General features: G+C 68.5%; 12 protein-coding genes. 5 read left to right on the forward strand and 7 right to left on the reverse strand.

The window, feature by feature from the left end:
* Positions 1-59 precede the first annotated feature (59 nt).
* From QI554_RS24020 to QI554_RS24035, 4 genes are all read right to left on the reverse strand, one after another.
* Complete coding sequence (locus QI554_RS24020) at positions 60-1,193, reverse strand: DUF475 domain-containing protein (protein ID WP_281472286.1); 1,134 nt, start codon at positions 1,191-1,193, stop codon at positions 60-62.
* A 111-nt stretch (positions 1,194-1,304) separates the two neighbouring features.
* The gene (locus QI554_RS24025) at positions 1,305-1,883 is read right to left on the reverse strand and encodes a TerD family protein (protein WP_281472287.1); all 579 of its coding nucleotides are present in this window, start codon (positions 1,881-1,883) and stop codon (positions 1,305-1,307) included.
* Positions 1,884-2,051: 168 nt separating this feature from the next.
* Positions 2,052-2,627, reverse strand: coding sequence for a TerD family protein (locus QI554_RS24030; protein ID WP_281472288.1), 576 nt, complete (start codon positions 2,625-2,627; stop codon positions 2,052-2,054).
* 130 nt (positions 2,628-2,757) lie between these two features.
* Positions 2,758-3,216 carry a peroxiredoxin gene (locus QI554_RS24035; protein WP_281472289.1) on the reverse strand — a complete coding sequence of 153 codons (459 nt, stop codon included), beginning with the start codon at positions 3,214-3,216 and terminating at the stop codon, positions 2,758-2,760.
* A 153-nt stretch (positions 3,217-3,369) separates the two neighbouring features.
* Between QI554_RS24035 and QI554_RS24040 the strand changes: the two genes are divergently transcribed.
* The gene (locus tag QI554_RS24040) at positions 3,370-4,326 is read left to right on the forward strand and encodes a maleylpyruvate isomerase N-terminal domain-containing protein (RefSeq protein WP_281472290.1); all 957 of its coding nucleotides are present in this window, start codon (positions 3,370-3,372) and stop codon (positions 4,324-4,326) included.
* Between the two features lie 104 nt (positions 4,327-4,430).
* Here QI554_RS24040 and QI554_RS24045 read toward each other — a convergent pair whose 3' ends face one another.
* Positions 4,431-4,874 carry a DUF3052 domain-containing protein gene (locus QI554_RS24045; protein WP_281472291.1) on the reverse strand — a complete coding sequence of 148 codons (444 nt, stop codon included), beginning with the start codon at positions 4,872-4,874 and terminating at the stop codon, positions 4,431-4,433.
* A gap of 169 nt (positions 4,875-5,043) precedes the next feature.
* Complete coding sequence (locus QI554_RS24050) at positions 5,044-5,310, reverse strand: DUF1918 domain-containing protein (protein WP_281472292.1); 267 nt, start codon at positions 5,308-5,310, stop codon at positions 5,044-5,046.
* A 437-nt stretch (positions 5,311-5,747) separates the two neighbouring features.
* Here QI554_RS24050 and aceE point away from each other — a divergent pair, with 437 nt between their 5' ends.
* The 4 genes from aceE (at position 5,748) to QI554_RS24070 (ending at position 11,601) form a co-directional block, all read left to right on the forward strand.
* Positions 5,748-8,513, forward strand: coding sequence for a pyruvate dehydrogenase (acetyl-transferring), homodimeric type (aceE, locus tag QI554_RS24055; RefSeq protein ID WP_425528038.1), 2,766 nt, complete (start codon positions 5,748-5,750; stop codon positions 8,511-8,513).
* A 346-nt stretch (positions 8,514-8,859) separates the two neighbouring features.
* Positions 8,860-9,837: an ABC transporter substrate-binding protein gene (locus tag QI554_RS24060; protein ID WP_281472294.1), complete on the forward strand. Its 978-nt coding sequence runs from the start codon at positions 8,860-8,862 to the stop codon at positions 9,835-9,837.
* A gap of 28 nt (positions 9,838-9,865) precedes the next feature.
* The gene (locus QI554_RS24065; protein ID WP_425528039.1) at positions 9,866-10,831 is read left to right on the forward strand and encodes an amino acid ABC transporter permease; all 966 of its coding nucleotides are present in this window, start codon (positions 9,866-9,868) and stop codon (positions 10,829-10,831) included.
* On the forward strand, positions 10,828-11,601 hold the full coding sequence (locus QI554_RS24070) for an amino acid ABC transporter ATP-binding protein (protein ID WP_281472295.1): 774 nt from the start codon (positions 10,828-10,830) through the stop codon (positions 11,599-11,601). Before QI554_RS24065 ends, QI554_RS24070 begins: the two co-directional genes overlap by 4 nt.
* Before the next feature lie 67 nt (positions 11,602-11,668).
* Here QI554_RS24070 and QI554_RS24075 read toward each other — a convergent pair whose 3' ends face one another.
* Entirely contained in the window at positions 11,669-12,784 is a 1,116-nt protein-coding gene (locus tag QI554_RS24075; RefSeq protein ID WP_281472296.1) for a winged helix DNA-binding domain-containing protein, read from the reverse strand.
* Positions 12,785-12,818: the final 34 nt, after the last annotated feature.

The following is a 12,818-nucleotide window of genomic DNA, read 5'->3' on the forward strand; positions in this document are numbered from 1 at the left end:
GCGCGTCTGTGAGACGCGCGTGCGGTACGGCCGGTATCCGGTCGCCCGGGGGCGGGAGGCTAGACCTTCGCCTCGACCTCTGACTGTGCGTTCTGCCCGTTCTGGCCGGGGATGTGGCCGATACGGCGGTTGCGGAAGATCGACGAGGCCAGCGCGATGCCGATGAAGCCGACGCCGACGAGGCCCGTGACGACCTCCGGCACCTCCCACTTGATGGACACCAGCAGGATGCCCGCCAGCGCGCCGATCGCGTAGTGCGCGCCGTGCTCGAGGTACACGTAGTCGTCGAGCGTGCCCTGGCGCACCAGGTACACGGTCAGCGAACGGATGTACATGGCGCCGATACCGAGGCCCAGCGTGATCCACAGCAGGTCCTGCGTGATGGCGAACGCGCCGACCACACCGTCGAAGGAGAACGACGCGTCGAGGACCTCGAGGTACAGGAACATGAAGAACGCGGCCTTGCCGGACGCGAGGACCGCGGCCTTGCCGCCGTTGCCGGAGCCCGCCGACTCGGCGGCCTCCTCGTCGTCCTCGTCGAAGTCGCCGTGCTCCTCGAAGTAGTCGGACAGCCCGCCGACGCCGAGGTACGCGATGAGGCCGAGGACGCCCGCGACCATCACGGTGCCCTCCTTGTGCGCGGGGGCCAGCGTCTGGGCGACGACCACAAGGCTGACGAGCGCGAGCAGCGTGCTCAGCACGTCGAACGAGCCGATGCGCGCGGTGAACTTCTCGATCGGCCGGATCCAGTGGTGCTCGCGGTCACCGTCGAACATGAAGTCCAGGAAGATCATCAGCAGGAAGATGCCGCCGAACGCCGCGATGGCCGGGTGCGCGTCGTCCAGGTACTGCGCGTACGTCATGCCGTCGATCGTCTTGTTCTCGTGGAACGCGAGGTCGATGACGTCCATCGGGCTCAGCGCCGCGGTGAGCGACACGATCGCCAGCGGGAAGACGAGACGCATCCCGAAGACCGCGATCAGAACACCGACCGTCAGGAAGATCTTCTGCCAGAAGGCGTTCATCTTCTTGAGGATGGTGGCGTTCACGACCGCGTTGTCGAACGACAGCGAGATCTCCAGGATGGACAGGATCAGGACGACGCCGAATCCTTCCGCCCCCCAGAAGTAAGCGGCTGCGGCCAGCCCGATCGCCGTGACGGCGAGCGACCAGCCGAAGGTACGAAGCAACACGGAGGGAATGTCCCTTTCATCAGCGGGGAAACGGAAGGTCCGATCGGTAGCGGGTACAGCCCCCCGACGACGCAAGGGCCGGCCACCAAGGTGACCGGCCCCGACACGTCGTCACTGCACGCTGACGCCGAAGTCGAGAGCGATCCCCCGCAGCCCCGAAGCGTACCCCTGACCGACCGCGCGGAACTTCCATTCCCCCTGGTATCGGTAAAGTTCTCCAAAGATCATGGCAGTCTCGCTTGACGCGTCTTCAGTCAGGTCGTATCGGGCCAGTTCGTTGGCGTCCGCCTGGTTCACGATGCGGATGTACGCGTTGCGGACCTGGCCGAACGTCTGGCCGCGGGTCTCGGCGTCGTAGATCGACACCGGGAAGACGATCTTCTCGACGGTCTGCGGGACCATCGTGAGGTCGACCATGATGACCTCGTCGTCGCCCTCGCCCTCTCCCGTCAGGTTGTCGCCGGTGTGCTCCACCGAGCCCTCGGGGCTCTTCAGGTTGTTGTAGAAAACGAAGTAGTCGTCGGCCAGGACCTTGCCCGCCGCACCGCACAACAGCGCGCTGGCGTCCAGGTCGAACGCGGCGCCCGTGGTCGCGCGCGCGTCCCAGCCAAGGCCCACGAGCACGGTGGTCAGGTTCGGCGCGGCCTTGGTCAGCGAGACGTTCCCGCCCTTGGCGAGGGTGACCCCCATGTGTTCCTCCTGCTTCGCGTAGTCCCGGGCGAAGCCTAGTCAGCGGCGGTATTCCGCGTCTCGGCCCCGTCCGAGCTCAAGGGATTTCCCCCGCAAAACGGGGGACGCCCGCCGGCACACAGCCGGCGGGCGTCGCACTTCGCGTGTTTACCGCGGATCGGACCCGGGTCAGACGTTGACGCCGAAGTCCTGCGCGATACCGCGCAGACCCGAGGCGTAGCCCTGGCCGACGGCCCGGAACTTCCACTCGGGGCCGTTGCGGTACAGCTCGCCGAAGACCATCGCGGTCTCGGTCGAGGCGTCCTCGGTCAGGTCGTAGCGGGCCAGCTCGTTGTTGTCCGCCTGGTTCACGATGCGGATGAACGCGTTGCGGACCTGGCCGAACGACTGCTGGCGGGTCTCGGCGTCGTAGATCGACACCGGGAACACGATGCGCTCGATCTCGACGGGCACGCCGGCGAGGTTGACCTTGATCGCCTCGTCGTCGCCCTCGCCCTCACCGGTGAGGTTGTCGCCGGTGTGCTCGACCGAGCCGTCGGGGCTCTTGAGGTTGTTGAAGAACACGAAGTTCGCGTCGGACGCGACCTTGCCGGTGTTGTTGAGCAGGATCGCGCTCGCGTCGAGGTCGAAGTCCTGACCGGTGGTCGTGCGGACGTCCCAGCCCAGGCCGACCAGGACGGCGGTCAGGCCCGGGGCCTCCTTGGTCAGGGAGACGTTGCCGCCCTTGCTCAGGCTGACTCCCACGAGTCCTCCATAAAATCGTGGAGCCTGCCGCGGAGGGCGCGGCTCCGGAATGTGTGCCGTGTACGGCGGGACAACGATTTGATCCTAGTCAGGAGTTCCTTGCCCCGCCGTGATCTCACGGCCCGGCGTTTTACAGCGCGCCGAGCGCCTTGACGTACTCGTTAAGGTCACGCGCGTCCGGAAGGCCGTTGACGACGGTCCAGCGGACCACGCCCTCCTTGTCGATGACGAAGGTGCCGCGGACCGCGCAGCCCTTCTCCTCGTTGAAGACGCCGTAGGCCTTGGCGACCTCGCCGTGCGGCCAGAAGTCCGACAGGACCGGGTACTCCAGGCCCTCGCGCTCCGCGAACACCTTCTGGGTGAACATCGAGTCGCAGGACACCGCGAGCAGCTGCACGTCGTCGTTGACGAACGTCGGAAGCTCGTCGCGCAGCGCGCACAGTTCACCCGTGCAGACGCCGGTGAACGAGAACGGGTAGAAGAGCAGGACGACGTTCTTGTCACCCTGGAAGTCGGAGAGCTTGACGACCTCGCCGAACTGGTTCTTGAGCTCGAAGTCGGGGGCCTTGCTGCCGATCTCGACGGCCATTGTGCGTCCTTTCGACCATCTCTGCGGTGTGCCGGTGTCGCGCCCCGGGCGGGGCTTCACGCGCACAGTCTGGCACCCCGTGACAAACGGCTGTCCGGGGCGGTGCCGGGGGGCGCCGCTTGGCCGCCATATGTCCAGGGAAGGATGGGTGCCATGTCCGTGTCCGCCGTGCCCGACCCCGGCAACAGCCCTCACGACGGTTCCGGCGGCACCGGGGCCTCGCACGGCGCCGCGTCCGAGCCGGTCGCCGCGCAGCGCGCCCGCGCGCTGGCCGCGTGGGACGCCTTCCGCTCCACCGCCGAGGCGGTCGACGTCGACGCTCCGTCGCGGCTGCCGGGCTGGTCGGGCCGCGCCGTTGTGGCGCACCTGGCCTCGTGGCCTGAGGAGCCGCTGCTGGCCCGGCTGCTCGCCGAGGCCCGCGGGGACAAGGCCGCCGCCGACCGGCCGCTCGACCCGGACGCCGCCAACGCCGCCCTGGTCGCCGCACACGCCGACGCCACCCTCGACGAACTGCTCGCCGCCCTCGACGACGGCCGCGCCCGGCTCGCCGAGGCGTTCGACGCCGTCGAGGCCGAGGGCATCGGCCTCGCCCCGACCGGCTCCCAGGTCGGCCCGGTGCCACTGCTCACCCAGTTGGGCGCCGTCGCCTACGAACTTGCCGTGCACGCCGCCGACCTGGCCCCCTGCGGCGCGCCCGACCCGGCGCCCGAGCTCCTCGACGCCGGGCTGCTCGCGCTCGCCGACATCACCGGGGCGATCGCCGCCCGGCACGGCGTGACCGCGCGCGTCTCACTGCTCGCGCCCGACGCCGGCTGGTCGTTCGCCTCCGACGCGGACGGTTGGACGGTCACCCCCGCGACCCCCGGCAAGCGCCCCGGCCCTGCCGTCCGCGCGAGTTCCGCGCTGGTCCTGCTGGACGCCTCGGCCGGCCGCCGCGCCGTGCCGCCGCTGATGATGAAGCGCGACCTACGCCTGGACGACGTGGTGGGGCTGCTCGCCCTCGCCCCGCTCCTCGACCACGTCCCGGGACTCCCGGGCGGCCCGGCCCTGCGCGTCGCGGCCGGATGGCTGGGCGGCCTGGGCCGCGCGATGGTCCGCCTCAGGAGCTGAGAACGCCGACGGGGGCGCGGTCGCGAACCGGCGGTGCCTCAGCACCACGCGTTCGCCACCGCACCCCCGTCGGGATGCGTCTGTAGGCCGCCGGAGGCGTCGCGTCAGCGACGCCCGCTGCGAACCGTCTTGGGGGCCACCAGTCGGGTGCCCGACCAGTCCTTGGCGGCGCTCACCGACGTCGTGCGGGACAGGCCCGCCGTGGGCGCCGCCTCGCCGATGTCACTCGGCTCGACGTAGCCGTCGCGGCCCGTCTTGGGAGTCAGCAGCCACACGTGGCCGCCGTCCGTGAGCGTGGTCAGTGCGTCCACGAGGGCGTCGACCAGGTCTCCGTCGTCCTCTCGGAACCACAGGAGGACAACGTCGGCGACGTCTTCCTCATAGTCCTCGTCGACAAGTTCGTTGCCGGTGACCTCCGCGATGGCTTCGCGCAGTTCCTCGTCGACGTCGTCGTCGTACCCGAGCTCCTGGACCACCTGTCCGGGCTGGAAGCCAAGCCGGCTAGCCGGGTTGGACCGTTCCTCCGCGTGGTCCGCGGTCGCGCTCACGAAGTGACCTCCCATGTTCGGCCCCGCAGTGTTCCGGAGCTGTGGCCGTAGTCCACACGCGCCGGGCTGTTCGCGCAAGTACCCAGGTCACGCCGCCCCCCAAACACCACCGCGGGGAGGTATGTGCCGGGCGCTCCGGCGTACACCCACCGCGCGGGAGGCTCCGCGGCTACCAGCCGCGGTGCCGGGACGCGTCGGTGGGGGCCGCGGACCGACCGGAGCGCGCCCCCGGACCGGCACCGGGCACGGCCGCCGCGGCGTGCTCCACCTCGGCGTCCGGGCCCGGGAAGATCAGTCCGGTGTGCCCGTCGTCGAACCGGACGACGTACGGCGGTGCCCCGTCGGGGCCGCGGACCTCGAGGATCTCGCCGATCCGATCGGCCTGTCCGACTGCGTTGCCATGGACGTGAAGCTGGTCGCCGATCGTCGCGTGCATCGCCACTCCTTCCGCCGAGGATGCCCCGCTTGGTCCCCCATCGCGGCATCCGTACACCCTCCAGACAACTACGCCGGTGCGGTCCGCGAAAGAGGCGGGCGTAATCTTCTAGGTGGCTCACGAGTGCGGTCACCCCGTATTCGAGAACCGCCGCGTGTGGCGTCCGGCGACAGCCGGAGTCAGGGCAACGCCGCCCCTTGTCGCGGTAGCCGGAGAAAGAGTGATACGGATCCACGAGATCGATAGGGCAGAGATGGGCACGTCCGGGCGCTAAAGGCGCACCCGCCGGGTTCATTACCGATCGGTAGAGATGACGGATACGACGTCCGGGTACCACGATGGAGGCGGCGCGACACCGCTCAGTGGCGGCCGACGCGCGGAACAACCGGGAAATCCCGGCGTTCCGGGCCAGGCCGATGATCGCAACATCTACCGATATGCGAAGGAACAGCGTGGCATCCGGACGAGAGCGCTTCTCGATCATCAGTGACGGCCTCCCGAGCCAGCTCCCGGACATCGACCCCAGTGAGACCGGCGAGTGGCTGGAGTCCCTTGACTCCGTCATCAACGAGCAGGGCCGCCAGCGCGCCCGCTACATCATGCTCAAGCTGCTCGAGCGCGCCCGAGAGCGGCAGGTAGGCGTACCCGCCCTGCGCAGCACCGACTACATCAACACCATCCCGCCCGAGAGCGAGCCCTGGTTCCCCGGCGACGAGGACATCGAGCGCCGCATCCGCGCGTTCGTGCGCTGGAACGCCGCGATCATGGTGTCCCGTGCGAACCGGCCCGGACTCGGCGTCGGCGGCCACATCGCGACGTACGCTTCGTCGGCGAGCCTGTATGAGGTCGGCTTCAACCACTTCTTCCGCGGCAAGGACCACGGCGAGAGCGGCGACCAGATCTTCTTCCAGGGCCACGCCGCCCCCGGCATCTACGCCCGGGCCTTCCTCGAGGGCCGACTGACCGAGCAGCACCTGGACGGCTTCCGCCAGGAGCACTCGCAGGCGCCGTACGGCCTCTCGTCGTACCCGCACCCGCGGCTCATGCCGGACTTCTGGGAGTTCCCGACCGTCTCGATGGGCCTCGGCCCCCTCGGCGCGATCTACCAGGCGCGGTTCAACCGCTACCTGCACAACCGCAACATCAAGGACACCTCGCGCAGCCACGTGTGGGCGTTCCTCGGCGACGGCGAGATGGACGAGCCCGAGTCGCTCGGCAACATCGGCCTGGCGGCGCGTGAGGAGCTCGACAACCTCACCTTCGTCATCAACTGCAACCTGCAGCGGCTCGACGGCCCGGTGCGCGGCAACGGCAAGATCATCCAGGAGCTGGAGTCGTACTTCCGCGGCGCCGGCTGGAACGTCATCAAGGTCGTGTGGGACCGCTCCTGGGACTCCCTGCTCGCGCAGGACACCGACGGCGTGCTCGTCAACAAGATGAACACCACGCCCGACGGCCAGTTCCAGACCTACGCGGTGGAGTCCGGCGCTTACGCGCGCGAGCACTTCTTCGGCGACGACGCTCGCCTGCGCAAGATGGTCGCCCACATGACCGACGACGAGCTCGTCAAGCTCGGCCGCGGCGGCCACGACTACCGCAAGGTGTACGCGGCGTTCAAGGCCGCCCGCGAGCACACCGGCCAGCCGACGGTCATCCTGGCGCAGACGGTGAAGGGCTGGACCCTGGGTCCGAACTTCGAGAGCCGCAACGCCACGCACCAGATGAAGAAGCTGACCAAGGCCGACCTCAAGATGTTCCGCGACCGGCTCTACCTGCCGATCTCGGACAAGGACCTCGAGGCCGACATCCCGCCGTACTTCCACCCGGGCGCCAAGTCCGAGGAGATCGAGTACATGATGGAGCGCCGCGCGGCGCTCGGCGGGACGATGCCGCAGCGTGTGGTGCGCTCGAAGGCGCTCAAGCTCCCGGGCGACGAGGTCTACGCGCCGATCAAGAAGGGCGCGCGGCAGCCGATGGCCACCACGATGGCCTTCGTGCGGCTGCTGAAGGACCTCATGCGCGACAGCGAGATCGGCAAGCGCTTCGTGCCGATCGCGCCGGACGAGTACCGCACGTTCGGCATGGACGCGATGTTCCCGACCGCGAAGATCTACAACCCGCACGGCCAGACCTACGAGGCGGTCGACCGCGAGCTCCTGCTCTCCTACAAGGAGTCGGAGTCCGGGCAGATGCTGCACGAGGGCATCTCCGAGGCGGGCTGCACCGCGTCGCTGATCGCGGCGGGCTCGGCGTACTCCACGCACGGCGAGCCGATGATCCCGGTGTACGTCTTCTACTCGATGTTCGGGTTCCAGCGCACCGGCGACCAGTTCTGGCAGATGGCGGACCAGCTGGCGCGCGGCTTCGTGCTCGGCGCGACGGCCGGCCGCACCACGCTGACCGGTGAGGGCCTGCAGCACGCGGACGGGCACTCGCACCTGCTGGCGTCGACGAACCCCGCGGTGGTCGCGTACGACCCGGCCTACGCGTACGAGATCTCGCACATCGTCCAGGACGGCCTGCGGCGCATGTACGGGTCCTCGGACCAGCACCCGCACGGTGAGGACGTCTTCTACTACATCACCGTCTACAACGAGCCGATCGACCAGCCGGCCGAGCCCGCGAACGTGGACGTGGACGGCATCCTCAAGGGCCTCTACCTCTTCAAGACGGGAGAGCCCCGCGACGGCGCGCTGCGCGCCCAGATCCTGGCCTCCGGCGTCGGCATGCCGTGGGCGCTCGACGCGCAGCGCATGCTCGCCGAGGACTGGAACGTGGTGGCGGACGTGTGGTCGGCGACCTCGTGGAACGAGCTGCGCCGCGAGGCCGTCGAGTGCGAGAAGCACAACCTGCTCCACCCGGAGGAGGACCCGCGCGTCCCGTACGTGCAGCGCGTGCTGGACGGCAAGCCGGGCCCGGTCATCGCGGTCTCGGACTGGATGCGGTCCGTCCCCGACCAGATCGCCCGCTGGGTGCCCGCGGACTACGCGTCGCTGGGCACCGACGGCTTCGGCTTCGCCGACACGCGCGGCGCGGCACGCCGGTTCTTCAACGTCGACGCCGAGTCTGTCGTCGTGGGCGTGCTGAGCGAGCTCGCCCGCCGCGGCGAGGTGGACGCGGCGACGGTCAAGAAGGCCATCGACCGGTACCAGATCCTGGACGTGAAGGCGGCCGGCGTCGGAACGGTGGGCGGCGACGCCTGACCGGACAACGGTGCACGGAAGGCCCGGACCGCGTTTTCGCGCGGTCCGGGCCTTCCGGCTTTCCCGCGTGTCTCTGGTCCGAATGAGCGGTACAGGTGGTTCTGATATCGGGTCAGGTGACAGGAGGGGAACTACCGGACGGTAGGCTTCCGCACCGCTCGAACCGACGATCATTCGCTACGCGCGTCAGGTGTTATCTGAATTTGACATGACGGGCATCCCCTCAACAGTCCACATGATGGGAAACTGCCACATGATCTCGGTACGGGTGAACTTGTGTCCGTGTCGATCTTTGAACGTCTCAGTACCTTTCCGGCGCTGATCCGCTTCCTTTGGAGGACCCTCGATGACTGCACTCTCGGCCCGTCGCCGTTCGATCGCGGCCGGAGCCGTGCTTGTGGCCGGAGCGCTCCTGCTCACCGGTTGCGGCAGCGACGACAAGAAGAGCGACTCGGGCAGCTCCTCGGCGCCGGGCGGCACCGGCGGCGGCTCCGCCCCGTCGGGCGCCGCGGCTCCGCTCTACGCGAAGGTGCCCCAGCAGTACAAGGACGCGAAGGTCATCAAGGTCGGCTCCGACGTCGCCTACGCGCCCAACGAGTACTTCGACACCGACGGCAAGACGATCATCGGCATGGACCCGGACCTGGGCGCGGCGCTGAGCAAGCAGCTCGGCGTGGACCTCAAGTTCCAGAACGGCGCGTTCGACGACCTGATCACCTCGATGCAGTCGAAGCGCATCGACATCATCATGTCGTCGATGAGCGACACCAAGTCGCGCCAGGACGGCCTGGACAAGGACGGCAAGAAGGTCGGCGACGGCGTCGACTTCGTCGACTACTTCAACGCCGGCACGTCCATCCTGGTCCAGAAGGGCAACCCGAAGGGCATCAAGACCCTGGACGACCTCTGCGGCAAGACGATCGCGCTGCAGAAGGGCACGACCCAGGAGGACATCGCCAACAAGCAGAACGACAAGTGCGCCGCCTCCGGCAAGGGCAAGATGGAGATCCTGACCTTCGAGAAGGACACCGAGGCGCTGCTGCAGCTCAAGCAGGGCCGCTCGGTCGCCGACCTGAACGACTTCCCGGTCGCCGCCTACAACGCGCAGACGGCGAGCAACGGCAAGGACTTCGAGGTCACGGGTGAGCAGCTGGAGGCCGGCCCGTACGGCATCGCGCTGCGCAAGGACGACACCGCCCTCCGCGACGTCCTGAAGGAAGCCATGGACAACATCATCAAGAACGGCGACTACGCCAAGATCCTCGAGGCGCGCAAGCTCCAGCAGGGTGCTGTCCAGTCCGCGACCGTCAACGGCGGCTCCTGACCCGTCCTGTTCTGAGAGGCATCGCCCCGTGCCCCCCACCTTCGACAAGGGCCCGGCCGACGACTCGTCGGCCGGGTCCGGCCCCGCGGCCGCCATAAGCAAGGCCCCGGGTCCCGTGCCCATCAAGGCCATTCCCGTTCGTCACTACGGCCGCTGGATCAGCGCCGTTCTGGTGATCGCGATCCTCGCCCTGTTGGTGAACGCGTTCGCGAACGCCAACATCCACTGGGAGACGACCCGGCAGTACCTGTTCAAGGACGTCATCCTCGACGGTGTGTGGCACACGCTGTACATCAGCGTGCTGTCCATGCTGCTCGGCGTGGTCCTCGGCGTCATCCTCGCGATCATGCGGTTGTCGGGGAACCCGGTCACCGGCTCCGTGGCGTGGCTCTACATCTGGTTGTTCCGCGGCACGCCGGTGTACGTCCAGCTGATCATGTGGTACAATCTCGCGCTGATCTTCCCGACCTTCAATATCGGGATCTACAGCGAGCCGATGAACACGTTCATGACACCGTTCCTCGCGGCGCTGCTCGGCCTCGGCCTCAACGAGGCCGCGTACATGGCGGAGATCGTGCGCGCCGGCATCCAGTCGGTGGACGAGGGGCAGACCGAGGCGTCGCACGCCCTCGGTATGAGCCAGGCGAAGACGATGCGCCGCGTCATCCTGCCGCAGGCCATGCGGGTCATCATCCCGCCGACCGGCAACGAGTTCATCAACATGCTCAAGACCTCGTCGCTCGCCAGCGTCGTGACCTTCCCCGAACTCATGCGCAGCGTGCAGAACGTCTACACCAACAACCTGGCGATCATGGAGATGCTGTTCGTCGCGTGCTTCTGGTACCTGGTCATGACGAGCGTGTTCAGCGTCGGCCAGTACTACCTTGAGCGGCACTACGCCAAGGGCCGGCTGCGGGCACTTCCGCCTACACCGTTCCAGCGCGTCCGCCAGCTCGTGTTCTCCCTGCGCCGTCCGGAGGTTGCCCGCTCATGACCACCGGAACCCACCCCATGGTGCTCGCCGAGGGCGTGCACAAGTCGTTCGGCCTCAACCAGGTGCTTCAGGGCATCGACCTTCAGGTGAACGCGCGCGAGGTGTTCTGCCTGATCGGCCCGTCCGGCTCCGGCAAGTCGACCTTCCTGCGGTGCATCAACCACCTCGAGAAGATCAACGCGGGGCGTCTGTGGGTCGACGGCCATCTGGTCGGCTATCGGCAGAAGGGCGACAAGCTCTACGAGTTCAAGGACTCCGAGGTCGCGATGCAGCGTCGCGACATCGGCATGGTCTTCCAGCGCTTCAACCTGTTCCCGCACATGACCGCGCTCGGCAACGTCATGGAAGCGCCGGTGCAAGTCAAGCGCGAGACCAGGTCCGTGGCACGGGAGCGCGCGATGCGGCTGCTCGACCGGGTCGGGCTCGCGGAGAAGGCCAACGCCTACCCCGCGCAGCTCTCCGGCGGTCAGCAGCAGCGTGTCGCGATCGCCCGCGCGCTCGCGATGGAGCCGAAGCTCATGCTGTTCGACGAGCCGACCTCGGCGCTCGACCCGGAGCTGGTCGGCGAGGTGCTCGACGTCATGCGTGGGCTCGCCGAGGACGGCATGACGATGATCGTCGTGACGCACGAGATGGGCTTCGCGCGCGAGGTCGGTGACGCTCTGGTGTTCATGGACGGCGGCGTGGTCGTCGAGTCCGGGCATCCGCGCGAGGTGCTGACGAACCCGCAGCACGACCGGACGAAGGCGTTCCTGTCGAAGGTGCTGTAGACACGTACGTCACGTAGGGCCGAGAAGGGGCGCATCCGATTTCCGGATGCGCCCCTTCCGCGTTCCGCTACGCGTACGCGATCTCGTGGTTGTCGCGGTCGGCCGCGGCGAACGCGAGCAGTGCCCGGCCCTCGGCCTCGATCTCGTCGCGGGCGGGCTTGAGCGCGTCCTCGGGCTCAGGGCCGGAGTGGACCACGAGCGTCGCGGTGTCCTTCGTCCGTTCGATGCGCCACGCGGCGCGGTAGAAGCCGTCGACGAGGACTCCCCCGTAGAGCATGTTGAGCTGGGCCATGTTCCACCGCATCCACTCCTTGGTGGCCACGCGGCTGCGGTCGTCGTGGGACAGCGTCAGGTTGTCGAAGTCGGCGATGAAGCGGACGGGCGCGGGGGTGTCGGCGTCGGGGCGCGGGGCGTCGGGGAGGTCGAAGAGTTCGCGGCCGGCCTCGTCCCGGAAGGTCACGAGCTGCGGGCGCAGGCGTTCGAGGACCGGCTTGAGGCGGGTGAGGCCGCACCACACCTGGACGTCCTTGACGGAGGCGGGGCCGAGCGCGGCCAGGTAGCGCAGCACCATGGCGTCGACGGACGGGTCGTCGTCGACGGTACGGCCGAGCCAGTGTTCCGCGGTGGTGTGCGCGACGGCTCCGCTCCGCCCCCACAGGCCGCGCGGCGGGACCTGGACGAGCGGCGCCCACGCGCGCAGGGCCTGGGCGAGGTCGTTCGGCTTGGCGTCCGGCCAGCGCGCGCCGAGGAACGCCCCGACCTCGGCGAAGGTGCGCGGCTTCTCGTCGATGAACTCCCTTCCGATACGCAGGAGTTCTTCGGGGTCGGCGGCGGCGAAGCCCTTGCCGTGCGAGCTGCGGGTCATACGGTCGAGGACGGGAGCGATCAGCGGACGCCACGCGAGGCAGTCCGCGGCGGAAACGGTGTGGATGGTGGAGCGCATCAGGGCGATGCGGACGACCTCGCGGCCGGTCATGAGGCGCACGAGCTCGTCGGGGTCGAAGTCGGCAATGCGCGTCCACAGCGTGAAGTACGACGACATGGGGTGCTGCGCCTGGAGTCCGGCGAGCTGTTCGACCATGTCGAGGGCCGGCATCCGGACGCGGGCGAGCAGGTGCTGGCGTGCGAGGGTGGCGCGGTTGAGCTCGCGGCGGGTGAGGACGCGCGGACCTTCAGTCGTCATGCGACGACTGTAGGACGGAATGCGGAACGTTCCC

The sequence above is a fragment of the Yinghuangia seranimata genome, from assembly GCF_029953285.1.
Classification (GTDB): Bacteria; Actinomycetota; Actinomycetes; order Streptomycetales; family Streptomycetaceae; genus Yinghuangia; species Yinghuangia seranimata.

What these genes read in the sequence shown, in the direction of transcription:
- QI554_RS24075 (WP_281472296.1), bottom strand. Translation starts at nt 12,784, where the DNA reads ATGACGACTGAAGGTCCGCGCGTCCTCACCCGCCGCGAGCTCAACCGC.
- QI554_RS24040 (WP_281472290.1), top strand. Translation starts at nt 3,370, where the DNA reads ATGTCCGTGTCCGCCGTGCCCGACCCCGGCAACAGCCCTCACGACGGT.
- QI554_RS24035 (WP_281472289.1), bottom strand. Translation starts at nt 3,216, where the DNA reads ATGGCCGTCGAGATCGGCAGCAAGGCCCCCGACTTCGAGCTCAAGAAC.
- QI554_RS24050 (WP_281472292.1), bottom strand. Translation starts at nt 5,310, where the DNA reads ATGCACGCGACGATCGGCGACCAGCTTCACGTCCATGGCAACGCAGTC.
- aceE (WP_425528038.1), top strand. Translation starts at nt 5,748, where the DNA reads ATGCGAAGGAACAGCGTGGCATCCGGACGAGAGCGCTTCTCGATCATC.
- QI554_RS24070 (WP_281472295.1), top strand. Translation starts at nt 10,828, where the DNA reads ATGACCACCGGAACCCACCCCATGGTGCTCGCCGAGGGCGTGCACAAG.
- QI554_RS24025 (WP_281472287.1), bottom strand. Translation starts at nt 1,883, where the DNA reads ATGGGGGTCACCCTCGCCAAGGGCGGGAACGTCTCGCTGACCAAGGCC.
- QI554_RS24060 (WP_281472294.1), top strand. Translation starts at nt 8,860, where the DNA reads ATGACTGCACTCTCGGCCCGTCGCCGTTCGATCGCGGCCGGAGCCGTG.